The 23,353-nt window shown below is 59.2% G+C and carries 28 protein-coding genes, 2 pseudogenes and 1 riboswitch; of the genes and pseudogenes, 12 read left to right on the top strand and 18 right to left on the bottom strand.

Going from position 1 to position 23,353, the window contains the following annotated elements; all coding sequences use genetic code 11:
• Positions 1-9 precede the first annotated feature (9 nt).
• From J5274_RS24910 to J5274_RS24880, 7 genes are all read right to left on the bottom strand, one after another.
• Positions 10-1,599, bottom strand: a complete 1,590-nt coding sequence (locus J5274_RS24910; RefSeq protein WP_219275991.1) for an amino acid adenylation domain-containing protein — start codon at positions 1,597-1,599, stop codon at positions 10-12.
• Positions 1,600-1,921: 322 nt separating this feature from the next.
• On the bottom strand, positions 1,922-3,037 hold the full coding sequence (locus tag J5274_RS24905) for an isochorismate synthase MenF (RefSeq protein ID WP_219275989.1): 1,116 nt from the start codon (positions 3,035-3,037) through the stop codon (positions 1,922-1,924).
• Positions 3,038-3,237: 200 nt separating this feature from the next.
• Entirely contained in the window at positions 3,238-4,887 is a 1,650-nt protein-coding gene (locus J5274_RS24900) for a (2,3-dihydroxybenzoyl)adenylate synthase (protein ID WP_219275988.1), read from the bottom strand.
• Entirely contained in the window at positions 4,880-5,746 is an 867-nt protein-coding gene (locus J5274_RS24895) for an alpha/beta fold hydrolase (protein ID WP_219275986.1), read from the bottom strand. Before J5274_RS24895 ends, J5274_RS24900 begins: the two co-directional genes overlap by 8 nt.
• The gene (locus J5274_RS24890; protein ID WP_219275984.1) at positions 5,743-7,152 is read right to left on the bottom strand and encodes a salicylate synthase; all 1,410 of its coding nucleotides are present in this window, start codon (positions 7,150-7,152) and stop codon (positions 5,743-5,745) included. The genes J5274_RS24895 and J5274_RS24890 overlap by 4 nt, the downstream gene beginning before the upstream one ends.
• A 14-nt stretch (positions 7,153-7,166) precedes the next feature.
• Positions 7,167-7,412: an MbtH family NRPS accessory protein gene (locus J5274_RS24885; RefSeq protein WP_219275982.1), complete on the bottom strand. Its 246-nt coding sequence runs from the start codon at positions 7,410-7,412 to the stop codon at positions 7,167-7,169.
• Positions 7,412-8,791 carry a lysine N(6)-hydroxylase/L-ornithine N(5)-oxygenase family protein gene (locus tag J5274_RS24880; protein ID WP_219275980.1) on the bottom strand — a complete coding sequence of 460 codons (1,380 nt, stop codon included), beginning with the start codon at positions 8,789-8,791 and terminating at the stop codon, positions 7,412-7,414. Before J5274_RS24880 ends, J5274_RS24885 begins: the two co-directional genes overlap by 1 nt.
• Positions 8,792-9,155: 364 nt before the next feature.
• Between J5274_RS24880 and J5274_RS24875 the strand changes: the two genes are divergently transcribed.
• Positions 9,156-9,272: a hypothetical protein gene (locus J5274_RS24875; RefSeq protein ID WP_374108621.1), complete on the top strand. Its 117-nt coding sequence runs from the start codon at positions 9,156-9,158 to the stop codon at positions 9,270-9,272.
• A 119-nt stretch (positions 9,273-9,391) separates the two neighbouring features.
• Here the strand turns inward: J5274_RS24875 and J5274_RS24870 are convergent, their stop codons facing one another.
• Together J5274_RS24870 and J5274_RS24865 are read right to left on the bottom strand one after the other, a co-directional pair.
• The gene (locus J5274_RS24870; protein ID WP_219275978.1) at positions 9,392-9,691 is read right to left on the bottom strand and encodes a Tn3 family transposase; all 300 of its coding nucleotides are present in this window, start codon (positions 9,689-9,691) and stop codon (positions 9,392-9,394) included.
• 31 nt (positions 9,692-9,722) lie between these two features.
• A complete protein-coding gene (locus J5274_RS24865; RefSeq protein ID WP_257625758.1) occupies positions 9,723-10,115 on the bottom strand; it encodes a histidine phosphatase family protein in 393 nt (130 codons plus the stop codon).
• Positions 10,116-10,356: 241 nt separating this feature from the next.
• Positions 10,357-10,491: riboswitch (cobalamin riboswitch) on the top strand.
• 23 nt (positions 10,492-10,514) lie between these two features.
• On the opposite strand from J5274_RS24865, the gene J5274_RS24860 reads away from it, so the two are divergent.
• The 7 genes from J5274_RS24860 (at position 10,515) to J5274_RS24830 (ending at position 14,612) form a co-directional block, all read left to right on the top strand.
• Entirely contained in the window at positions 10,515-10,724 is a 210-nt protein-coding gene (locus J5274_RS24860; protein ID WP_209207574.1) for a CbtB-domain containing protein, read from the top strand.
• A gap of 12 nt (positions 10,725-10,736) precedes the next feature.
• Complete coding sequence (locus J5274_RS24855; RefSeq protein ID WP_219275974.1) at positions 10,737-11,480, top strand: CbtA family protein; 744 nt, start codon at positions 10,737-10,739, stop codon at positions 11,478-11,480.
• Positions 11,481-11,898: 418 nt separating this feature from the next.
• Complete coding sequence (locus tag J5274_RS24850; RefSeq protein WP_219275972.1) at positions 11,899-12,192, top strand: DUF982 domain-containing protein; 294 nt, start codon at positions 11,899-11,901, stop codon at positions 12,190-12,192.
• Positions 12,193-13,135: 943 nt separating this feature from the next.
• Entirely contained in the window at positions 13,136-13,495 is a 360-nt protein-coding gene (locus tag J5274_RS29120; protein WP_224129662.1) for a GGDEF domain-containing protein, read from the top strand.
• A gap of 161 nt (positions 13,496-13,656) precedes the next feature.
• On the top strand, positions 13,657-14,028 hold the full coding sequence (locus J5274_RS24840; RefSeq protein WP_224129497.1) for a hypothetical protein: 372 nt from the start codon (positions 13,657-13,659) through the stop codon (positions 14,026-14,028).
• Positions 14,025-14,315, top strand: a complete 291-nt coding sequence (locus tag J5274_RS24835; RefSeq protein WP_219275970.1) for an RES domain-containing protein — start codon at positions 14,025-14,027, stop codon at positions 14,313-14,315. The genes J5274_RS24840 and J5274_RS24835 overlap by 4 nt, the downstream gene beginning before the upstream one ends.
• Positions 14,316-14,333: 18 nt before the next feature.
• Positions 14,334-14,612, top strand: a complete 279-nt coding sequence (locus J5274_RS24830) for an HAD hydrolase-like protein (protein ID WP_219275968.1) — start codon at positions 14,334-14,336, stop codon at positions 14,610-14,612.
• A 41-nt stretch (positions 14,613-14,653) separates the two neighbouring features.
• On the opposite strand, the gene J5274_RS29465 is transcribed toward J5274_RS24830, so the two are convergent.
• Complete coding sequence (locus tag J5274_RS29465; RefSeq protein ID WP_219275966.1) at positions 14,654-15,013, bottom strand: NUDIX domain-containing protein; 360 nt, start codon at positions 15,011-15,013, stop codon at positions 14,654-14,656.
• Between the two features lie 287 nt (positions 15,014-15,300).
• Here J5274_RS29465 and J5274_RS29115 point away from each other — a divergent pair, with 287 nt between their 5' ends.
• Positions 15,301-15,651, top strand: a complete 351-nt coding sequence (locus J5274_RS29115; protein WP_224129495.1) for a hypothetical protein — start codon at positions 15,301-15,303, stop codon at positions 15,649-15,651.
• A gap of 1 nt (position 15,652) precedes the next feature.
• Entirely contained in the window at positions 15,653-16,222 is a 570-nt protein-coding gene (locus J5274_RS24815) for a type II toxin-antitoxin system VapC family toxin (protein ID WP_209207569.1), read from the top strand.
• A 148-nt stretch (positions 16,223-16,370) separates the two neighbouring features.
• On the opposite strand, the pseudogene J5274_RS24810 reads toward J5274_RS24815, so the two are convergent.
• The 4 genes and pseudogenes from J5274_RS24810 to J5274_RS24795 all read right to left on the bottom strand — a co-directional run bounded on the left by J5274_RS24810 (position 16,371) and on the right by J5274_RS24795 (position 19,087).
• Positions 16,371-17,521, bottom strand: a pseudogene (locus tag J5274_RS24810) (site-specific integrase).
• A complete protein-coding gene (locus J5274_RS24805) occupies positions 17,511-17,927 on the bottom strand; it encodes a type II toxin-antitoxin system VapC family toxin (protein ID WP_219275964.1) in 417 nt (138 codons plus the stop codon). The pseudogene J5274_RS24810 and the gene J5274_RS24805 overlap by 11 nt, the downstream one beginning before the upstream one ends.
• Before the next feature lies 1 nt (position 17,928).
• On the bottom strand, positions 17,929-18,168 hold the full coding sequence (locus tag J5274_RS24800; protein WP_219275962.1) for a type II toxin-antitoxin system Phd/YefM family antitoxin: 240 nt from the start codon (positions 18,166-18,168) through the stop codon (positions 17,929-17,931).
• Positions 18,169-18,442: 274 nt separating this feature from the next.
• Entirely contained in the window at positions 18,443-19,087 is a 645-nt protein-coding gene (locus J5274_RS24795; RefSeq protein WP_219275960.1) for a DUF2971 domain-containing protein, read from the bottom strand.
• A gap of 285 nt (positions 19,088-19,372) precedes the next feature.
• On the opposite strand from J5274_RS24795, the gene J5274_RS24790 reads away from it, so the two are divergent.
• Positions 19,373-20,146 carry a hypothetical protein gene (locus J5274_RS24790; RefSeq protein ID WP_219275958.1) on the top strand — a complete coding sequence of 258 codons (774 nt, stop codon included), beginning with the start codon at positions 19,373-19,375 and terminating at the stop codon, positions 20,144-20,146.
• A gap of 254 nt (positions 20,147-20,400) precedes the next feature.
• Here J5274_RS24790 and J5274_RS29110 read toward each other — a convergent pair.
• Positions 20,401-20,514: pseudogene (locus J5274_RS29110) on the bottom strand (integrase); the annotation flags it as partial.
• A gap of 81 nt (positions 20,515-20,595) precedes the next feature.
• On the opposite strand from J5274_RS29110, the gene J5274_RS24785 reads away from it, so the two are divergent.
• Positions 20,596-20,829 carry a DUF6429 family protein gene (locus J5274_RS24785; RefSeq protein WP_219274755.1) on the top strand — a complete coding sequence of 78 codons (234 nt, stop codon included), beginning with the start codon at positions 20,596-20,598 and terminating at the stop codon, positions 20,827-20,829.
• On the opposite strand, the gene J5274_RS24780 is transcribed toward J5274_RS24785, so the two are convergent.
• The 3 genes from J5274_RS24780 to J5274_RS24770 are packed head-to-tail and all read right to left on the bottom strand — an operon-like array spanning position 20,810 to position 23,352.
• On the bottom strand, positions 20,810-22,510 hold the full coding sequence (locus tag J5274_RS24780) for an IS66 family transposase (RefSeq protein WP_219274754.1): 1,701 nt from the start codon (positions 22,508-22,510) through the stop codon (positions 20,810-20,812). The genes J5274_RS24785 and J5274_RS24780 overlap by 20 nt on opposite strands.
• Positions 22,511-22,555: 45 nt before the next feature.
• Positions 22,556-22,894, bottom strand: a complete 339-nt coding sequence (gene tnpB, locus J5274_RS24775; protein ID WP_107592581.1) for an IS66 family insertion sequence element accessory protein TnpB — start codon at positions 22,892-22,894, stop codon at positions 22,556-22,558.
• 11 nt (positions 22,895-22,905) lie between these two features.
• Complete coding sequence (locus J5274_RS24770; protein WP_219274753.1) at positions 22,906-23,352, bottom strand: transposase; 447 nt, start codon at positions 23,350-23,352, stop codon at positions 22,906-22,908.
• Between the last annotated feature and the right edge of the window lies 1 nt (position 23,353).

The following is a 23,353-nucleotide window of genomic DNA, read 5'->3' as shown; positions in this document are numbered from 1 at the left end:
CGGTGATGACTAGGGACGATTGCCCAGGCGGCGGCGCAGCAATTCCTCGCGAAGATTCGCCCTAGCCGTCTTTCGCGGCGGAGGCGGGGGCAGCGCGGCCCGGTCTAGTTTTCTGTTGGGGGTGAGGGGAAGTGCTGCCAGCAGCATGATGTGGCTTGGAACAAGATGCGCCGGCAGCAGGTGCGCCATGTGTACCCGCAGATCCCGCTCGTCGAGCGTCCCGCCGGCCATGACGACATAGGCCGCGAGGCAGTCCTCACCTTCGTTTCCGTCAGGATCCGGCTTGACGGTGACCGCGCTCGCTGTGACGCCCTGATAGGCATCGAGCGCTGCCTCAACCTCGTTCGGCTCGATCCGGAACCCCCTCAATGAGAGCTGGGTATCGGCGCGGCCGATGAAATTCAGGTTGCCGCGAAGGGGCCGCACGAGGTCTCCCGTCCGATAGAGCCGGCCGCCGTGGCTGTCCGGATCGGCCACGAAGCGCGTGGCGGTCAGGGCGGGACGGTCGAAGTAGCCGCGCGATACCTGCGCACCGCCCAGATAGAGTTCGCCCACCTGGCCGTCGGCGACCGGACGCAATCCCTCGTCGAAAACATGATCGCGAAAGCCCGGCAGCGGCCGGCCGATCGGGCTTTCGCTGGAGGCGAGGCTCATCTCCGGTAGGATATCGATCGCGGTGACGTGCACGGTCGTCTCGGTTATCCCATACATGTTGACCATGCGCGGACGGGACGGGCGGCGGGCAAACCAGGCGGACAGTCTTGCCGGATCCAGCGCCTCGCCGCCGAATATGACCAGCCTCAGAGCGTCGAGCGCCTTCGCGCCATCGGCGTCGGCCCGCTCCAGCGATGCGAAGGAAGACGGGGTCTGATTGAGGACGGTGACCCGCTCGGCTTCCAGCAGCGCCAGAAACTCATCGCCGGACCATGTCGCTTCCGATGGAACGACGACCGTGCGTCCTCCGGTCAGCAGCGGCGCCCAGATCTCCCAGACCGAGAAATCGAATGCGTAGGAATGAAATGCGGTCCAAACATCGGCGGGACCCAGGTCGAACATTGGTATCGTGGCGTCGAGAAGCGTCAGCACGCACCGGTGCGAAACGACTACCCCCTTTGCACGGCCCGTGGAGCCGGAGGTATAGATGACATAGGCCGGCTGATCGGGATGCAGGCCTGAAAGACGCTCGCTATCCCGAATGGGGGAGGTATCCCATGTCCCTTCCTCCTCATCGGCGAAGAGATCGAGCCGAGGCAGGTCGTGCTCCGGGATCCGGACGCCGGGAGCGCTGATGATCGTCACCGGCCTGGCGTCCGACAGGAGATAGTCGAGGCGCGCGGCAGGATAGGCGGGATCGAGAGGCAGGTAGGCCGCACCGGATTTCAGGACGGCGAGAAGGGCGACGATCAGATCGGTCGAACGCGGCAGGGAGACGCCGACGACGCGATCCGGGCCGGCACCTGCCGCGATCAGCCTCCGCGCCAGCCGGTTCGCGCTTGCTTCGAGCTCCGCGTAGCTCAGCGATCGTTCCATGGACGTGACGGCAATCGCCTTGGGATAGCGGACAGCGAAATGCGCGAATCTTTCCGGAAGAGTGCTCATCTCGCCCTCCCGGGAAGGTGGATTCCGGCCGGACCGGCATGGTCGATGCGCTGCTGTATCGTCGGCATGCGTAGCCTCTTTGATGCTCTGAAATGATGGGTTTTCATGTCGCGTTAGCGACGCGACCTCTTGAACAGCACCCGGCTTACTGACGGGTGCCGACAACACAAAGTCCTCCCTCGCTGCAGCGAGGAACGTCTGCTCTTTGACGTCGCTCGGCAGCGCCAGGATGCAGGCGAGTTATAATCAAACGGGACGGTCCCGTCTAGTGAATGTTGACTACGATTCTCATATTTTAGAGGCGCACCTATCCACGACAGCGTTATCCCAGCGCATTGATGAAGGTTTGCAGCTTGGTTTTGGTTTCCAGGTATTCCGTTTCCGGATCGGAGCCCGCAACGATGCCAGCCCCTGCAAACACGGTCGCCCTGTTTCCGTTGACGACCCCGCATCGCAGGGCGAGAACCCACTCGCCGTTTCCCTCCGCGTCCATCCATCCGACGAGACCGGCGTAGAATCCGCGGTCGCACTCCTCTAATTCCGCGATCGCCCGCCGAGCGGCGTCCTTTGGCCAACCGCCTACGGCGGGCGTCGGATGAAGAGCGTAGGCAAGGGCGATGGGCGATACATTCTCCCGCAGCATGCCGGTGATGTAGGTTCCCAGGTGCCAGATGACCGGCGTCTGTACCAGTTGCGGTTCACTGGGCACGTCGACCTTGTCGGCGAATTGTCGGAATGTCTCGCCAACGGACTGGACGACCAGCGAATGCTCCGCCAGGTCCTTTTTTGAGCGCAAAAGTCCGCGGGCGGCCTCCTCGTCCGCCAGTGCATTCACGGCGCGGGGTATGGAGCCTGCCAGGGGCGTGCTGCGAATCCTGCCTCTGTTGCTGCTTAACACCAGTTCCGGGCTCGCGCCCAGCAACACGGAGGATGTCCTTTTGTGACCATCCGGCAGATCCACCCGGTAGACATAGGCGCTGCCGTTCCTGGCGCACAGACGGGTGTAGACTGCATCGATATCGATCGGCGCGCCGAAATCGACCGTCACGCTGCGCGCAAGTACGACCTTCTCCAAGTCACCCGACTCGATCCGCCTGAGCGCTTCCGTGACGCTCTCCCGATAGGCGGGAGGGTCGTCGCCATGGACCTCGAAGGCGTTGCTCCGTGCGTCCTGCGGAAGCGGCGTCGCTTGGTAATCCGTGCTAAATTCGACCTCCTCGGGAATGTAGAAGACAGCCTGCGCGCCGGCGTCGAAGGGCACCAGGCCGACGACGATTGGCTTGGTGGCGTTTTGCGTCTTGTCGTTCATGGCCGTCATAGCGACCGCGACGGCCGCCGCGACGGAAGCGCCGTCCGAACCTTTTGGGCATATGCGCTGAGCGACGCCGCGGGTGCGCAGCCGGTATTCAGGCGTTGTCAGATCGAACCGGGCATTCATATGACTATCTCCGTATAATCATCGGGGGGATGCGTTGTTCATGTCCAGCTACGGCCCCTTGCGACCCACGCGTCCGTCCATCGGTCCCGACCAAGGCAGCATGTCTGGAGGGCGTAATCGTCCCGCGGCTGCAGCGCCGTAGGCGGCTGCACCGATCTTGGACAGTTGCTGCGTATGCTGGTCTTCGAGGGTGGTGCGGCCTAGGCCGGCGCGCCCGTCGGGTCCGGCAAGGCCTCGCCGAACCTTTCCAGGAGGCGCTTCCGGTCGATCTTGCCGAAGCGCGTCAGGGGGATTTCATCGACGATGCGAATGGTATCGGGAAACTTGTAGGTCGCCACGCCGCGGCTCCTCAGAAAATCCCTGAGATCGCGCAGGCTTGGCGGCCTCTCGACCGGGCGCACGATGGCGCACGACGCCTGGCCAAGGCTGACGTCGGGCACGCCGATCACGGCGATATCCCGCACGGCCGGGTGATCGAGCAGATACTCCTCGATCTCGACCGACGAGAATTTTTCGGCTCCGCGATTGATCTGGTCGCCGGCGCGCCCTTCGACGACCAGATGGCCCGTGGGAAGCCGGCGCACCAGATCTCCGGTGCGATAGAAACCATCGGCGGTGAAGGCGCGCAAGTTGACTTCGGGCGCCGCCCCATAGGCGCGGATCGTATAGGGACCGCGCGTCCAGAGTTCGCCGACGTCGCCGTCCGACACGTCGGCGCCCAGTTCGTCCACCAGGCGGATCTCGTCATGCGGCGACAGCGGCCGGCCCTGGGTCGTTTCCACCAAATCGACCGGATCCTCGTCCCGCGTGAAATTCAGCAGTCCTTCCGCCATTCCGAAGACCTGCTGGACGCGCACGCCCAGGAAACCATGGATGCGGGCGGCGACGGACGGGGCGAGCTTTGCGCCGCCAACCTGGAGAACGCGCAGGCTGGACAGATCGGCATCATCGAATTCGCGCGCCTCCAGCCACAGCGCCGCCAGGGTGGGAACCGCAGCCGTGACGGTCACCCGGTGCCTTGCGATCAGCGAGAAGACGGTGTCCGGACTGGGCTCGCGCGCAAGCACCACGGTGCCGCCGGCGATGAAGGTGCCAAGTATGCCGGGGCAGGCGAGGGGAAAGTTATGCGCCGCGGAGAGGCTTGCGAGATAGACCGTGGCGCCGTCGAAGCCGCAGAGTTCGGCGCTGGCGCGCGCGTTGTATTCGTAGTCGTTATGGGTTCGGGGAATGAGCTTGGGAAGCCCGCCGGTTCCGCCCGAATGCAGGAAGAGCGCGACAGACGAGGCATCGATATCGTCGATTTCCGCGGGTTCGGCTTCCAGATCGACAAGCTCGCCATAGCTTTTCAACGCGGGATCGCCGCCGGTGTCGCCCACGACGAGGATCTGGCGCAGCGACGGCGCGGCCTGCTTCACGCGGCGCGCAAGCGATCGGAAATCATAGCTCGCCTCGACGTCGGCGACCACATAGGCGACGGCTCCCGACCCCCGGGCGAGATGGCTGACCTCCTGTTCCCTGTGGGTCGGAAGCACCATGACGGGGATCACGCCTGCCCGGATCGACCCAAGCAGCAGGGTGACGAGCTCGATAACATTGGGCAGTTGCAGGATGAACCGGTCACCGCGCTGCAGACCCCATTTGCGCAACGCCGATGCCACCCGGTCCGTCGTCCGATCAAGCTCCGCATAAGTCAGCTTCCGTCCAGCGGTATCGATGAGCGCAATCTTGTCCGGATTGATCCGCGTCTGCTCGCGGACCGAAGCCGTGAGGTCCTTCCCGCGCCAGTAGCCCAGTTCGCGATAGCGTTCGGCCAATTCAAGCGGCCACGTCTGGAAAGTCGTTTCAGGCATGTTGCACCCCGGTATCCGCTGAAGCTTCGACCGCACCGGCCCGAGCGGGCCGCCGTCTGAGATAGTCGATGATGAGGCGGTTCGTCTCTTCAGGTCTTTCGAGGTACCCGAAGTGGCCCGCATCGGCGATTTCCACGTATTCCGCGCCCGGGACGACATCCGCCACCTCCCGGCTCAGGTGGGGTGGTATGGCGGCGTCGTCTGCAAAGCCGACGACCAGCATCGGAACGGAGATGGTCCGGTAGTCGGGGCGGCGGTCGTCGAGGAACTGCGACAGCTGCAGCTGCGCTTTGTGTCCGGCGGTGATCCGTCCGTCATCGAATGCAAACATATCAAGCCAGTCCTGGGCCCGACCTTCGTTGCAAAGGGTTGCAGGCGACAGGTACTGCAACGCCATGACGGCGGCACGATAATCGGCGGGTGGCGGAAAGCCGCTTTCGGCGAGTGCGATCTCGCCGCGCGTCATAGCCTGCTGCACGGGATCCAGACGGGCATGCGCGGCAAGCGCAACGACGCTGGACAGAAGATCGGGTCTGGCGAGCGCCGTTTCGACTACGATCCTGGCGCCGAGCGAAGTGCCGATCAGCGATACCCTGGCGCAGCCCAGGTGCTCGATCAACCCGACGACATCCTGGACCATGTCCGCCATCGTGAATCCGTCGGGGCATTCGTCCGTTGGCGGAATTCCCCGGTTGTTCATGGACACGACCCTGAAGCCGGCAGCCGTGAGCGCCGGCGTCTGGTGCACGTGCCAGACGCGGGCAGGGCTTCCCGTTCCCATCACCAGCAGCACCGTGTGGCCGGAGCCGCCGGTATCCTCGTAGGCGATGCGAATGCCGTTGATTTGAGCTGTGATCACGCGACGCTCCCGGCTCGTGCGACGAGGAAGCGGCTGACGCTGCGCATCTTCTCGCGCGTCTCCTCGAGCTCGCGTTCAGGATCGGACTGCGAGACGAGGCCGGCGCCGGCGCGAAGCCAGGTGGTTCCCCCGGACTGGTAGACCGATCGCAGAACGAGGGCCGCATCCAGTCCGCCCTGGCTGTCTATGGACAGTACGGCGCCGCTGTAGAGCCCTCGGGGCGTATCCTCGCGGAGGCCTATCTCCCTGCACGCGTCGCGCTTGGGAATTCCCGATGCGGTCACTGCCGGAAAGACGCTGCCGAAGGCGTCCCAGCAACTGGCGTCCCTTCGCAGCTGGCCGCGGACACGCGAGGCCAGATGCTGAACGCTGCCCCTGGCAACGACATCCATGAAATCCTCGACGAACACCGTTCCCGGCTCGCTGACCTCGGCAATTTCGTCCTGCGCCAGCTTGACGGACAGGGCGTGTTCATAGATCTCCTTGGGATCACAGAGGAGTTCCTCCCGCAGCGCGGCATCGCGTTCAGGCTGACCCGTCCAGGCCCGCGTGCCGGCAAGCGGCTGCGCGACGATGGCGCCGGTCGCCGAGACCTCGATGATTGCTCCCGGGCTGACGCCCGCCGCCGCAATGCCGCCAAGCCGCAGCAGGAAGGACCGCGCTGGCGTATTATGGCGACGAAGTATCTGGTAGCTGGCGACCAGATCGATATCCTGAGACACAGACACCCGACGCGAGAGGATGACCTTGCGAAGCCTGATGCCGTCGATCGACCTGATAGCACCGCGGGCCGCATTCACATAACCGCTAGTGTCGCTGATCTCGTCCACCTGCACGATTTTGGCCGGTTCCTCCGGCCTTGCCTCGCGCAGCGCCGCCTCCCAAAGATCGGCGATGTCAGGATCGGAGACAACGAGCTTTGCCTCGCCGGCGCGGATCCGTGCCTCATGTTGCGGCAGAACGAGATAGAGCAGCGTTCCGGCATGATCGCCGATAGGCAGGCTTTGCAACAGGTAGGAGAGTTCGAACGCCGCCCAGCCGAAGATGCGCAGCTGTTCGCCCTTGTCATGGGAAAGAACGCTCGCCACCATCGCCCGAACCTGATGCAGCGGTCGGTCGGTGAGAGGCTCGGTTCGAGAGCCAGCAGGCGTGGTCAAATGAAGGCCCGCCCGATCCAGCCGGATCTCCGTCGCGCAACCCGCCGCAAATACAATTTCCCCGGCCTTTTCGTAGAGGATGTAAGGCTGCGGCTCAGCGCCGGTACCATCTTGCCGTCTTTCCGGCACGTGCGAAACGCTGCCGTCCACGGCCCGGGCAAGGGCGCCTGCCGCGGTGAAGATATCCACGGTCAGAGGCACCATGCGCGTCGTTCCCGGTTGCGCTATGCCTGATGTGATAAGGGTCATGGCGAAGCTTCCTTCTATAGGCTGCCCGGACCCGATGCCGAGGCGGCCAGCTGGTCGCGCAGGGATTTCGGCCGCATGTCCGTCCATGTCCTGTCGATCCAATCGAGCACCTGCTGGCGCGGTGCGCCGTCGGGCCCGCCATGAACGACGCTCCAGCCATTGGGAACGGCCTTGAAGGTCGGCCAGAGCGAATACTGCTCCTCGTCATTGACTAGGGCATAGAAAACGCCGTTCTGGTCATCGAATGGATTTACGGACATCATAGGGCTCCCAAGGTCTTGCGTTCGATTGTTTGTTCGCAGGGCTCGTACCTCGCGTCGGCCGCGATGGCGTCTAGGATGTCGGCGGATCGCATCGCGACATTGGACAGCAGCGACGACGTCAATCCGTGGCTGTGCTGAACGCCGCCATTGAGATAGATGCGCCCGGGTATGGTCGGAAGTTCAAGCGAATAATCCCGGTTCACGAAGGGAACGGGACCATCGAAGGCATTGTCCGCGTCGATACCCGATCCAAGCATGTCCCGCAGGTCGAACGGCTGAAAGCCGGTTGCGAAGACGATGGCGTCGAATTTCAACTGCGAGCGATGTCTGCCGCCGATATCGCGGATGACCGCCGAGACGCCGTCCTCGTTTTCGACGACCTGTTCGACATCGGTCGTCCTGTGTATGTTCAGACGCCTGAATCCGGCGACCGTCTCCTCATATTCCCGCCGATACAGATCACTGATCAGGTTCGCATCGACGGCCGAGTAGTTCGTCGGCAAATGATAGGCAAGCAGCCTCTTCTTAAGCTCAGGAGGCGCCGTATAGAATTCGTCTACCGATGATGGATCGAAGATGCGGTTGACATAGGGCGTATCGTCGGAAGGCGAGTAGCCGAAGCGCCTGAGAGATGCGTGGACCTCGGCATCGCCGCGGGTTTCATGCAGATATGCCACGACTTCGGCAGCACTTTGTCCGGCTCCCACCACGAGAAACCGCATGTTCGGCCTCGACGGCAGTTTCTCGAGGCTCGGAAGAAGGTTGCAATTGTGGAATATCCGCAGACTGGGAACGATGCCCTCCGGCAGAACCGGCCGATAGCCCATCCCGACGACGATATTGCGGGCGTGGATCGTCTCGATGGGCACATCGATGTCGGCGCTCCGCGCAACGCTCACCGCGAAACGACCGCCGCGCCATTCAATACCCCGCGCTACCGCGCCGTAGGAAACCGGGACGGATATCCGGTCGGCGGCCCAGCGAAGGTAGTCATGGAATTCCTTGCGGGAGGGGAAAAACGTCTTGAGATTGATGAAGTCGGACAGCCTTTGTTTTTCATGAAGGTAATTCACGAAGGTGTAAGGGCTTGTGGGGGTTCGCAGGGAAACGAGGTCCTTGAGAAAGCTGATCTGCATGGTGACGTTCGGCAGGAGCATCCCGTCATGCCAGCCGAACTCCGGCTTCGCCTCAACGAAGCGCGACGTCAGCGCCTTCTCGCCGTCCGTGTCCCGGCTACGTTCCTCTATTGCGATCGCAAGGCCCAGATTGGTGGGGCCGAACCCAATTCCGAGGATATCTACCTCGTCAGAAACGGGTTCGCTCGATGCTCGACCTCTCGAGTGATCGGATTCGATGCGCTGATTTATCCTCGGCATATAAAGCCTCTCTAATGCCTCTGAACTGACTTCCAGGCTGTGCGGCGATGTGCAAAGCCCGGGAAAACTCCCAGCAAGGAATGGGCCTTGGCGATTGTCCAATCTGTGGGGCAGGGGGCACGTCCGCGTCCTGTCAGCCGCGTGAACCAACCTCTCGGCTGCCTTATAATCAAACGGGACGGTCCCGTCTAGTCATTGTTGAGTAAAATTGTCATATTTTGTGTCGCGATCAATTTTCGCTTTGCGCCGGAGCCGTTGATGGATGCCGTCAGGGTCAGCACAAGAGTAGTTCAAAATCCTGCACCGCCTATCAACCACAGACAGCATTCTGACAGGAGAAGACTGTTTCCATCTCAAGGTGATCGTGCCTGCGCCAGCCGACCTGGAGCGCATCGTCGATGCCGTTGCCCATTACGGTTCGGCCACAACGTCGATTGTCCTGCGAAGCGAGCGCCACAACGGATCGGTCAAGAGCCTGTGATGAAGGGATAGCTTCGGAAATGCCTGATTTTTTTAGGCTCTGCGGGAAAAAGTAGACCGCCATGACATCTATTGGCTTTCGCGAACGCATTACCCCCTATGGGACGGAACACGATCAGTTTATATTCCCGCGCTGCGGTCGAACATACGATGAACGTCATGCGGCCCGGAGCATCCTTGCGGAAGCCGCAACGGCTTGAATCCTTCGCCCAACCGCTGCTCGATGTCCCAGGAATTGACGCCGAACAAGTTTATATGCTCCCAACTCCGCGGCGAGACCTGCTTGAGCAACTCATTGTCAATATTTCGGCCAAGCTGGCGCAGATGGGCGCTGGCACGGCCGAGATAGGCGGCGTTCCAGTGAAGACCCGCCCAATGAATTAGGCACGTGCGTAATGTCCATGCGGGCAACCACCCCATCTGAATCCGCTTGCTGGGACCGTCCGTCCGATTAGCCACTCCCTGCCACGGCACCCATGGTTCGGATTGTCCAGCGCTGCCCGTCCGAGCTCACCTCTGTGGTACTCAGCGGTGCTACTTCAAGACGCCAAAATGATTGTGCGGGGGCCTCGATGATCCCGAGGATCAGGGCGCGCACCATGGACTGGTTCGCGATGACCACATGCCGTCCTCCGCGCTCCATCCGGCCGCCGAGCCACATGCGTGCCCTCTCAAGCAGAGCAACGATTGTTTCGCCGCCATGTGGCGCAATGCTGGGGTCCGTAAGCCAGGCTTGCAAGTTCTCTGGCTCTGCTGCTGCGATCGCCTGGAGCGTCGCACCTTTCCAGCGGCCGTGGTCAAGCTCCGCCAAAGCTTCTTCGACCTCAAAGGTTTCCGTGATCATGGATGCCGTCTGGAGCGCATTCTCCTCCGGAGCCGATAGAATAGGTGTCGTGATCTTGCAGATAGAGGCGAACACTTGTTGGATTCGGACCTCCTCTCCCGGGAGCAGACCCAGATTGCCAAATGTCGATGTGTGAACCCCCGCACTCCTGCCGGCGCATATCAGCGAAATTCGAGTGGCTCTTGATGTCTTCATCCTATCCCCCTGCATGAGCACCAAGTTGCTCGACATACTGCACGTTGCCGCGTCACCTGACGCCTGTTATAAAAAAGTGGCCAGTATTCGGGAAGCCAGTGAAACTCTGGAGCGGTCGCGCCACTGTAATCGACAAACCATGGTCGAAAGCCAGACCCCGACAACCGACAGTCCATATCAGAACGCGCCATTCAGGAGGACCGAATGACCACTGCCACTTACACTACAGGCACCATTGTTGAACCGATCCCGGTCGGGCAAATTGTTCCTTGGGCGATTTTCGCGGGCCTTTTGGCTATGATCGCTCTGTATTTCATCAGCACGGAAGAGGGTGCAATGCAAATCGTCCCCGGCATGGAGGTACATGAATTCGTTCATGACGCTCGTCACCTGCTCGGATTTCCCTGCCACTGAAGGAACACGTCTATGATGGGAAGACTTTTGGCAAGAGGCCTGATCGCAGGTGTCCTAGCGGGTTTGCTCGCCTTTGGCTTTGCCCGCGTTTTTGGGGAGCCCCCGGTCGCCAGGGCGATCGCTTTCGAAGAGCAAATGGCAGCGGCGACAAACGCACCTGCCGAACCGGAACTGGTCAGCCGTGAAACACAGGCGGGAATTGGCTTGTTTACCGGCGTTATGACCTACAGTGTCGCCATCGGAGGAATTTTCTCGCTGGTTTTCGCTTTCATATATGGGCGTAGAAGCAAGCTCAGTCCCCGCGCCCTTTCTGCGGTTATCGGTCTTGCCGCGTTCGTGGCCATGGTGGTCGTTCCTGACCTTAAGTATGCGCCAAATCCCCCAGCCGTCGGAAGTCCAGACACAATTGGCATCCGCACCGGGCTATTTTTCGTGATGCTCGTCATTTCTCTCTGCAGCATGGCGGCCGCGTTCGCGTTGGCGAGAAACCTGCGCGTTCGCTTCGGTACATGGAACGGCGCGATTCTTGCGGGCTTGTGTTACGTCGCCTTCCTCGCGATCGCGCAGGCGCTGATGCCATCGATCAACGAAATTCCCGAAAACTTCTCAGCGATGACGCTTTACAATTTCCGGATCGCAACGATCGGCCTTCAGGCGATCATCTGGACAGTGCTATCTCTTGCTTTCGGCTTTCTTGCTGAAAAGCTGTTGGCCGAAAGCGGTAATTACCGTCCGGCCGCGCTAGCGTTGCGCTAAGGTGAAGCGAGGCCGGCTTATTGCCGACCTCACGACCGTTCAAATGAAGCGCATTATTTTATTGCTGATCGCATGCTTGCTGGCCTCCGGCACGGCTGCAGCGCATTCAAAGCGGCCCATCTCCACCGCTCTCCTTCGAGCCCTCTAGCGGGCAGCGGCGGAAAAATCGGCGATATTTCCGTGACCTGCTAGAGGCGACAGGATTTCGTTGAGACGAGGACCATGGCCTACGTATCAAACCAGCGCGCAAGGTTCGTTCGCGCTGCAGTGCAAATTCGCTAAAACCGGGGCGGCGCTCTGTTTTTTTTCCGCGATCAACTTGACGTACCGATCGCAAGAGTTCCTTTTTCGAACCCGAGCTGTTGAAAACAACGAAGTTGTTCCCAGTTAAACCAACGGCTAAGTAGAGGGGGCCGCTGTGGCGAACACTTTTTTTGACAAACCTCTATTTGTGAAAAAAGCGCTCCATATTCAGGAGCTTGCCAGTCTTGAGAGCGTCCTCGATTTTCTCAACGAATGGCCCGAGGAACAGCAGGGTGACACCTATCAGGTCCTCATGAAAGCATGCCGGATGGCCGAGAAAGGTGTATTTCCTGTCCATGCAATCCGTGAGAATGTCAGACGATTTCTGATGAAAGCGGGCATCCTCGCAAACTTCGAAGAGGTCCCGTTGATGCCTGACAGCGACAGACCTCAAAATATCGGACCCTGACTGAACGCTGCCGGCAACCAGTTGTTTGCTGCCGACATCAGAGGTAGGAGACCCAAGAGCTTTTTCGCGTTTGATGGTCGGTAAAATTTCGAAATCGGCGTTTCAACACCATATTTCCGCGATTTGTGATGACATATCCCGACCTCGGCTGTGATCTCGTGGACAGTTTCGGTCGACCAACTAGCCTCGAAGCCATCCTCTGCTAGGAACGCGGTCCACACCACAGATCTTCCCGCGCTGCCAACCGTACCTGCTTTTCAGTTTCATTCAGCGGCCGTGCCGCGCAAACAATTCGCTACCATCGGCTTGAAGCTTTCGATGCCGGGAATATTGAGCCCTGAAGCCGCGGGGATTTCCTAGGCTGGTCAACTCAACATCAATCGGATTGCAGCCCTTTAGGACGCAAGGGAGCGGTCGGCTTAAGATGCCGCCAGCGTACGACAACCATCCCGGCGCACTTCGGCGAACGAGACACAAGACTCAACTTTTACCCAAGATTTCAAACCATTTTAAATTCATGAAGCGGATAGCAAACCATATCTGCCAGGGTGATATTGATGCGTCGTATTGTGGAGAAATCGATTTTAACCGGGCTGTTTTCGGTATCGGCCACACTGGCTCTCTCGTCCAGCATCGTGCCGTTGCTGGACGGGCGAGTTGCGGGCGCAGGCCTGTTCATGACCATCTTTTGCCCGCTGGCTATATCGATCCCGGCGTCGGCGCTGCACTTGTGTCAGTCGGAAAGAGTTCGACGCGCAGAGGCTGAAACGGCGCAGGCTTTGAAAAAGCTTGCCGATGCTTATGATACCCTTCGCGTTCAGTCGCGCAGAGATGGTCTAACGGGCGTGCTCACTCGAGCAGCCTTAATGGAAGATCTGGAGACGATCAGTCAACATGGTGTGCCTGGGGGCCTGATGTTTCTGGACCTCGATTATTTCAATCGATCAATGACCGGTATGGCCATGCAACCGGAGATGAAGCTCTTCGCTGCACTGGCCGCATCCTGGCCCGCTACGAGAGCCAGTCAGATTTCGCGGGCCGTCTCGGCGGTGAAGAATTTGGTCTGTTTCAAAGCAATTTAACGTTCGATGAAATGATTGCTCGTTGCGAGGAGGTGAGGGAGGAAATCCCCAGTATTGTTTTGCAAACACACTCCGGCTCACAATTAAAGATCTCGGCGAGCATTGGCGCTTGTCATTGCTGGACTGGCTTCGATCCACCGGCCTCCCCCAAGGCCGCTGATGAAAATCTCTATCAGGCAAAGTCTCTGGGCCGAAACAAGGGTGGTCGCATAGACTCCTAGAAGCCGACCTATGCCGACAATACGGGAATAATGCCGTGACGTCACTGCTTTGGCAAAACCGTTCTACTCTTTTGTTTGCTACTTTTGCTGCCTATCAAATACGCCTTGATATGCGCAAAAATGTGCATATATTGTGCATAGAAGTTGAGGAAGGGACGGATATGGCGCATGCGAGTGTGGCTTCAGGTTTCGTCGATAGTTTGCAGGAGCCGCGAACACCCTATATCTCGCCGAAGCGCCTTTCCGAGGCGCTTGGCGTCCCGGTGACCGGGCTGGCTGCATTGACAGGCGTTCATCGCAACACCCTTCGCAATCCTTCGTCCGAGCGTTTGCAAGGCCGCATGCGGGAACTGATCAAGGTGATTTCGGCGGCCGCTGAACTGTCAGGCGCAGTCGATAAGGCGGTCTACTGGTATCGGAACGAGCCCATTTGGGATTACGATCATAAGACGGCGGCCGAACTTGTTGCAGAGGGGCATGTCGAGGCTGTTCTGGCGTACATCCGGGATCTCGCAAATGGCGCTCGCGGTTGAAACTCGCGAGTCTTGGCCCACCCGGCGAGGTCTTTCACCGGTTTCTCACGCCACGGTGGTCCCATCTTCCAACTAGTGGAGCCGGCGCTGCGACCGATGGCGGACGCTTCAATCGTCCTGGAATAGAAGCTCTCTATCTCTCCCGAGCCCCGCAAACGGCCCTCGAGGAGTATCGTCAGGGAGCGTCGATCACACCTCCGGCGACACTTGCCGCCTATAGTGTCTTGCTCGATCGGGTGGTCGATTTGTCCGATGGATTCGATCCAGTCGCTTGCAGTATCCTTTAGAGTAAGAAGCTCGACGGAATGTTTGCCGGAATTTCCGGATCGACACCGGCCGGAAACATCGATCACAAGCCGGAACTGATGGGCCACATCATGCGGGAAAACAATCTCGACCGGGAACGTTGCGTCATGGTTGGGGATCGGCGGTACGACATCGCCGGTGCACATGCGAACGGAATCCTCGGGATTGGCGTCCTCTGGGGGTATGGGTCGCAGGAGGAATTGGAAAGCGCGGGCGCCGATTTTTTGGATCGAAACCCCCAAGGACCGGACTACGGCGGCTGGCGAGTTGTTCAGTAAGCTTTAAGCCGATAGCCCTACGCGCGTATCTGACGATTTCCTTAAAGGACATCTGGCAAGCTATTTGTCGATGGGCTCGAGGCTCGACCCGAGCCGCGTTGCGAAGCTGAACGGCTGGAGCCTGCTGATTTGGGGTCACTACAATCGCCGATGTCTTGGATATACCACCAGCGCACCTCTAGGATTTGGCCGCGCTCATGCTCGGTCCATCCATCATTCTGAATATCCTCGCTCATTGAATGGACGAAGATGAAATGCTCCTTGAATGTTACGCCCCAATTACCACTCCGGTGACTGTCTTCTCCATACCAAACGACAGGGCCGAGTCGAATATCTGTGAGGCCAGTCTCCTCCTTGATTTCGCGAAGTGCGGCTTCAGAAATGCTCTCTCCTGGCTCCATTCCACCACCTGCAGTTATGAGCTGGATCGAACGGAAGCTTGCCAAACAGAATGATGAGTTCGGTTCGGGCGCCGAGACGCAGCGCGTGACGCGGGATATCACGGAGCATCTGGTCGCGCACGACCTGCGGGGCTTCCGTTGAAATCGAGGCTGCAGGCTCTTCCCGCGATGTCAAGCCGACGCCGTGGTTGGCGGCGAGGTTCTGCAGCCTTGAACACCAGATACAAATCGAGTATTGTCAGACAAAATGTGATAACGTCTAACATCTATCCTTTATGGAGACGTCGATGACAAAACAGAGCCGCGAAAAAAACATCACATCATTGCCGGCGGATGCGGTTCTGTCGACGGCTGCCCGATCCGCGAAGGCTGAGCAATTTGTAACAGTCAGCAAGGCCCGGTTCGAAGCCGTGATGAGAGCCGCTGAGCACTCCGGCTTGCTGGGTGAAAAGAGCAAGCGGATAGGCGGCCGTATCAGTCCTGCTCTTATAGAACAGGCGAAAAAACATACGGGTATTGAAACCGACACGGATCTGATCGAATTCGCATTGGCGAATGTTGCCTTGGACGACAATTTCGGAGCCACGTTCCGGAAGACGCAAGGCACGGTAGACCCCGATCTGAAGCTGGGTTTCTAAATTGTCTGACTTTGATTTCGACGCTGCGGTCCGCTGGGCTCGCTTCGACCCCTGTCGAACTCTTGCTCGACGTCGGGACGATGAACTCCCGTTCCTCAACGATCGGGCGGACAGCGGCCAGGATCTTCTTCTCGATACGTGTGTCTATATCGACGGCTTGCAGGGACGTGCGCCCGATGTCGTAGCCGATCTGCTGGATATCAGGGTGAGCAATCATTCGACCGTGGCTATTCAGGAGTTGATGCACACTGTTGGCGTCCTGGATCCCAAACATCCAGGGACCAAAGGAGCGGTGCGGCAGATCGGAGTGACCATCATGGACATGAAGCCGCACCGAGTTTTCGCGCCTGATCCTGACGTGCTGGGACGGGCAGCACTTCTTTCCGGCATGCTGTGCCGCCTTCAGGGCTATGAAAAAGATGCGCGCCTGCGGGCGCTTCACGACTGTGTTCTTTTTTTGCAGGCACAGAAGATGGGCTTTACCGTCCTCACAGCCAACGTCAGCGACTTTGATTACCTTCTGCAGTTGATCCCGACCGGACGGGCAATGTTTTATAGGGCTGCCCAGTAATCCTGAGTTACCAAATGTTGACATTAGTTCAATAGGTTCGGCTGGCGCGTTAAGTTGTGCGTACGCGCGATCCTTTGCATGTCTCGGCCTAGAAGCTGTTTTGGCAGCATTACATCGGTGCGGTCGCGTCTCCCTATGGAATAATCGGTTACGGCAGAAGGCGGGCAGCCCGTCCTGTTCGCCTTGTTGCATGATTATAGGAGCTGGACGCCTGCTGGACCGATCTGTGTCGGGACTGCTCCATGGCTTCGGGCAGGGGGACGCCACGATTGGCGGCCTCCGTGAGATAACCTGACCGCAACCCGTGCGCCGAAAACTCCCCAGGCTCCAGCCCCGCCATCGCCGCCCGCTGCTTGACGATCTGGTTGACCGCACTCGGCTCCAGCGCCCGTTTCGAAACATTGCCCCAACGATCGACCTTCCGGAAAATGCGCCCGCTTTCGATTTTCGCCGCCGCCATCCATACGTTCAACGCATCCACCGGCCGACCAGTCAGGTAGACGACCTCATGGTGCTCGGAGCCGGATGTCTTGGTGCGACCCAGATGGATGGCAACAGAGGGGAGGAGAGGGCCGGTTTCGACTGTGATCGGCGGCTCGACCGTGAGCTGCTCCCTTCGCAAGCCAGCAATCTCGCTGCGACGCCGTCCGCCCGAGGCAAAAGCCACCATCAAAATTGCCCGGTCGCGGATGTCACGAAGGCTATCAGTACTGCAGGTCGCGAGCAGTTTTGCAAGAACATCGCCAGTAACTGCCTTGGCGCTCTTGCGTTTCCTTGGCTGCGGCGTCGCACGGACGGCAAGGCGTATCGCGGATTTCAGGGAAGGGGAGGAGAAGACGCCGGTAAGCCCGCGCCATTTCGTCAGGGTCGACCAGCTGGCAAGCCGCGGGCGCACGGTATCGGGCGCATGCGGCCCGGACGATCGAAGGAAGCGTTGCTCGCGCAGGCTCTGCTCGACCTCAGCTGGCATGCCGTGATGAGGATCGATGGTGCGCTGTTCCGGCTGCCAGAGATGATGGGCGACGAATTTCAGGAGAAGGGCTTCGGGTGCAGGCCATGGTAGAGATCTTCCTGTCGCCGCCAAGCACCAAGCCTGAAGATAAGCCAGATCAGACATCAGAGCCCGAAGGGTGTTTTCGCCCATGCCCTCGTTGACCAAATGCCGGAGCGTTTCGACATCCTGGTCAGTCAACAGTTCGGCGAGTTCATCGCGGCGATCGAGCGGAATGACGCAGCTATCGTGTCGAGCTCATCGGCTCGACGTTCAACTGCGTCACCGGTTGGCCGATTAGTCGCCATGGGCGAAAGGCCCAAGAACCTTGACGCCCTCCTTGCGAGCGGCAGCGGCGAGCTTGCGATCAAGCGTGGCAAGCGAAATGCTGCGGTTGAGGGCAAGCGCCAGATAGGCAGCGTCATAGGCGCTCAGATTATGGTTGGCCGCCAGAAGCAGTACATAACCATCTCCGCCAATGCCTGCATCATCAAGCGGCAAACGGCGAACGCGCTCCATGTTGACCAGAGCACCGCCGACGACGATGCGACCACGGCGTTCAGACATGGCAAGAATGTTGCGGATCTCGAAGAAGAACAGCGACGGGACAGGGCAGGGGGCCTCGATCGTGGCGATCACTGTCTCGGCTGCGTCAGAATACTCCTCCGGCAGCAACCAGGCGGCCGCCATGGAGGCATCGAGAACGAACGCCATATCAGCGGCGGCCTTCGTCGCGCCAGGACAGGATCTCGTCATGCGTCACCGCTGCCGCCTTCGATCGCGCGGCGCGGACTTCGGCGAGCAGCAATTGAAGATCGCTTTCCTTGCGCATACGGGTGACGTGGGCGATCGGGTCGTTGCCGCGGGCGATGACGAAATCTTCGCCGGCCTCGACGCGCGCGAGAAGGTCGGACAGATGCGTCTTTGCTTCGGAGATTTTTACGGTCTTCGTCATTGGCACAGGCCTCCGCAATGGATTTTGAGGCGAGACTATATTGCTCAAAGAAGTCGGTCAAGCAGTTGGTCTACTCACCTCCGATAAGGCGTACTTATCGATGGTTAGCGTACCAACCCACAATCGTACTATGTGGCGAACCGCAATATTTATATAGAGTTCCTTTAATAAATCATTTACCATGATTTCAATGGCTTACGATCCCGCGAAAATCAGCATGACAGCCCTGATGCGACTGGCTTTTGACGCCGGTTGTGAAGATTGACCAATTCTTTCACCACCTTTCGCGACGTCGTTGCGCGCGCTGGTACTCATCAAAAGGGCGCTCCTCGAGCCCTTCGTCGCCCAGACGGAGCTTGTAGAGAGGGATCTCGCGACGTCTACAGGCGCGTATTACTTCATTCTCATCTGAAGTGGACGTCCGTATCCCGAGCGTCACATGGTGAATTTCCGCAGCATTGAAAAAAGCTTGATCCGAAAGAATCCTGACCTCTTTTTCGTAGCTCCATTCCTTGTGCTTGGAGGATAGGATTTTCCTGGCAACGTTATTCGTGTCCGCGCCGTTCCGTCTGATGGAGAGCGAGTGTGAGGACCGATAATAGATGTCGACCAAATTCGCCGAGGGGACCTGCACGTCGACGGCAATCATCACTCCTCGTGACTGGTCCGCGTAGTGAGCCCACATCACGTGAGAGTATTTGGTCCTGGACAGCGAACAGACCCGGTAGCCATGCTTATGCATGATAACCTGATCGAGATATTCGGCGTCCCTCTCGTCGTTGGTGAAAAACTCGAACATACCCTCCATGGGATCGTTCAGTTCGTGCCACGGTGCGCAGTACAGCCTGCAGTTATGAATGATGTCGAGAGTGAACTCGGAACTCTCTCGAGCAAGTGACCGATATTTATACAAAATCATGGAAACTTCCTAACCGAACACATAGAATGCATATGGCACCTATCGGTTGAGCAAAGGTAAAGATACTTCTGCGGGTTGGATGGGCCGGCGGGATAGCAGAAGCCATTTGACCTTCTCGCGCCTGGCGCTACGGTCAAAAAATTGTGCTAAAGGGTTCACTACAGATCGATGGGTAGTACAAACGGAAGCGATTGCGCCATGCATGGGGGAGTTATCGAGACTTTCACGGATTTTCAGTCGAAGATCTTCTTTCCCGCACATGCAGAGCAAGGCTGAAAAGTGAAAATGATCGAGAAGCATGTCGCGTTCCTTATTGAAGCCAACGCGACGCCGCCAGCTTTCGATGAGGCGGCGACCGAGGGCGAGGGGCCGCGATCCTGGTTCGAAGCTGTGAAGGACCTTAGGCACAACGTCGTCTGCGGAGACTTAGATGTCAGCACCAACCGAGCCCGCCTCCTTTCGATGGCAGCCGATCGGGATGTTGGCACTGCACGGATCTGTGTCAGCGTGCTTGCTTGGGGAGGCATGCGGCCCGCTAACCGCAATCACCTTTTCGAACGCGACGCCGGCCGATGGCTTAACGTCGCTGAAGACGTCAGGTCGGGTGAGCTTGACAGACGGGGTGCCTACGAGCGCTTTGCCATGCTCCGGTCGAACAAGGATGGGCCAATGAGGGGCATGGGGCCGGCTTACTTCACGAAACTTATTTACTTCCTGATGCCTCGGGCCCCGGGGCGCGGCTACATCCTCGACCAGTGGGCAGGGTTGTCGATAAACCTCATTTCTGGAAGGGAATTGGTGAAAATGGACGAGCAGGTCTTGTGGAAGCGCAAAGGCAAAAGCGCTGAGAGAGTTGTCAGTTCTCGTGTGAGTGATGCTAACACTGCGGAGGACTACGGGAGGTATTGTGAGGCTATCGAATCCTTGAGCCGACACCTTGGTCCGGAATGGACGCCGGGTCAGACCGAGCGTGCGCTCATGTCGGGCAGCGGCGAGCGGTGGCGGAACCACGTCGTCTCGGAGCGGTTTGGATCGCTTCCGAAAATAGCGTCGAACTAGGGCGCGCAAGCGTGACGGATAGAATCGGTAGGTACAGCCGTGATCTGGTCTCCAGGCGACTCAGGAGATACGACGACATTCTCAGCGACCTCGAAGCATAACCTCGTGGCGCGAATGGCAACAAGGACGGACGTTCATTCGAACTCGCCTATGCCGCTGTGGCTTTTAGCGCCCGATTCAATTGAAGCGCTAAGCGAAAATTCCCACATCAAAATATTCGCTTACAGTTTCATGCGGAGAAGGGGAGGGGTCAGCTAAAGCCCTGAAGCCTTTGTTAAATTCACGCGGAAGCGATCCCGTCGTCTCTGACATCTGCGGGTCATGTCTGCGGACGCGTGCCCCAGTTGCTTCTGGACATATCGCTCCTGCTGTTGGCCAGTCGCACTAACAAGGTATCCATCCGAGCAGGGCCGCAAGATTTTGAGCGCCGCGCGTGGTAACGTCGGTTCATGGAGATCGATGAGGACAAGATCGACGATGCCGTTTTGGCGCTGCTATGGCTGACGCTGCATAACGAGCGTTGGGCCTGGAAGGGCTTCGACTGGGCAACGACGGATCGGCTTCACAAGAAGGGCATGATCGGCGACCCGGTCAACAAGTCGAAGTCATTGATCCTGACCGATGAAGGCTTGGAGCGTTCGGAAGCATTGTTCCGGGAGCTGTTTACGCGGCCACCACGATAGCCGTCCCTTTGTGGGCCTTCCACTGCCACGGCAGCAGTTCGTGCAGGCGGGAGACGGGAAGATCGGCGATGCGGGCGAACACATCGGCGAGCCACGCCTTTGCGTCGACGTCGTTGAGGCGGCAGGTCGTGATGACGGAGAGCATGATGGCGGCTCGATCAGCCCCACGCTGGGAACCGGCGAAGGTCCAGTTTCGACGCCCGAGTGCAATTCCTCTCAGAGCGCGCTCGGCCGCATTGTTCGTGAGACAAATCCGGCCATCTTCGAGGAAACGGGCAAAGCCATCCCAGCGCTTCAGCATGTAATCGATCGGCTCGATCACCTCGGACGATTTGCTGAGCGAGGCCCGCTCCCGTTTCAGCCACTCGTGCATGTCGTCAAACAGCGGCTTGCTCTTTTCCTGCCGCGCGGCCAACCGTTCTTCGGCACTCAATCCATTGATCTCGCGTTCGATCTCAAACAGCGCCTCGTACCGTTGGACGGCCTCAAGCGCGATCGGCGAGATCGGCTTGCCTTTACGTTTGCGATCGCGGGCATTTTTCTGGATGTCAGCCAGTTCAAAGAATTTGCGCCGCGCGTGCGCATGACAAAAGGCAAAGGTGATCGGTACCACCTTCTTTTCGGCGACACTGAGCGGCTCGAAGCCATTGTAGCAATCGCTCTGGAGAATGCCGCCATACCCGGCCAGGTGCTTCTGCGGATGCTCGCCGCGACGGTCGCTCGAAGCATAGTATATGGCCGCCGGCGCCGCCGCGCCGCCGTAGGGACGGTCATCGCATACGTAGGTCCATATTCGCCCGGTCGTGCATTTGTCTTTGGCCTGGATGGGAATAGTGGTGTCGTCGCCAAAAAGGCGCTCGGCCGCGAAGACATGCGCCTCGATCAGATCAAAGATCGGCAGGAGCGCGGCCGTTCCATACCCGACCTGGTCGGCCAGCGTCGAGGTCGAAAGCTCGATGCCCTCGCATTTGAACCGGGTGCTCTGGCGGTTCAGCGGGCTATGCATTCCAAACTTGTCAAAGAGGATCGTCGCCAGCAGATGAGGACCGATGAAGCCGCGCGGCGTCGCATGGAACGGCGCCGGCGGCTGGCTGATCGCTTCGCAGTCACGGCAGGTAAATTTCTCCCGCACCGTCTCGATCACTTTGAACCGACGCGGAATCTCTTCCAGCGTCTCGGTGACGTCTTCGCCCAGCTTGGAAAGCCGTGATCCACCGCAGCATGCGCAAGTGGCCGGGGGATCGATGACCACGCGCTCGCGCTCGATATCCTCCGGCCACGGCTTTCGGACCGGCCGTTTGCGCGTGAACGAACGCACGCTCGAGGTCTTGGCGGAAGCCGCCTGCGCTGCGGCTTCATCCTCCGTCGCCGCCATCACCAGTTCTTCGAGCTGCAATTCCATCTGGTCGATCAGGCGCGCCGTGCGCTCAGATCGCTTTCCGCGCAGTTCGCGTCTCAGCTTTTCGATCGCCAGCTCCAGACTGGCAATCAAGGCCTCACTGTCCGACAGCATGGCCTGCGCATTGGCGGCTTGCGCCACCGCAATGTCCCGTTCAGTGACGACGGTGTCGCGCTCGGCAACAACGACATCACGTTCAGCCTGTAACATCTCACGCTCGGAAAGCAGCGCCAGATAGGCGCTCGCAAGGTCCGCAGGAAGGTCCACAGGCTTCGAAGTCATGAAGCCATTCGATCAGATTCATTCAATATTTTCAATGCAATAATGCTATCCGATCCGTGTCGGACGCCAGGTTTCCTGCGGATTGCGCCAGTCGATCCCGGACAACAAATAAGACAATTGTGCCGGTGAGATCGCGACCGCGCCGCCCTCCATATTCGGCCAGATAAACCGGCCCTTCTCCAGCCGCCGGGTAAAAAGGCAGGCGCCCAGACCATCGTGCCAGATGATCTTCAAAATATCCGATCTGCGACCCCTGAAGACGAAGAGATGCCCTGACAACGGATCATGCTTCAGAACCTCCTGCACCCGAAGCGCCAGAGAAGGAAAGCCACAGCGCATGTCAGTATACCCTGTCGAAAGCCAGACCTTGACCCCTGTTCCCATCGGAAACGGATTCACCTCAGCGCCTCCAGTCCGCGCAGGATCCGAAGCAGCGCTTCAACGTCGACATCGCGTCCCACAATCACACGGCGACCATTGGCGCTGACAACCTCCATAAGCCCACTATGTGCCGTCGAAGAATTGGTCGGCGCAACAACCGGAATGCCTGGCTCCGGGACCAACAGTGCAGGAATAAACCCTTCACTCCCACGGCCACTGCCGAGCCGTCCCTCGCGAGCTGCTTTACGCCAATCGTTCAACTGAAAGCGTGTGATCCCATGGCGACGTGCTGTTGCCGTGACCTGACGCGGGGCGGAATAACTCTCCGCCACGATCGCAAGTTTGGCCTCGATGCTGAAACGGCGACGCCGCCCGCTATCGACAATCTCCATACGGCTAACTTGCGGCCGCTTCTCTATCGATAAATCCACGCTGCTCACACTGTCTATATTGACGTCCATA

It is taken from the genome of Rhizobium sp. L51/94 (genome assembly GCF_019355555.1).
Lineage (GTDB): Bacteria > Pseudomonadota > Alphaproteobacteria > Rhizobiales > Rhizobiaceae > Rhizobium > Rhizobium rhododendri.
This window is presented reverse-complemented; position numbering and strand designations above follow the sequence as displayed.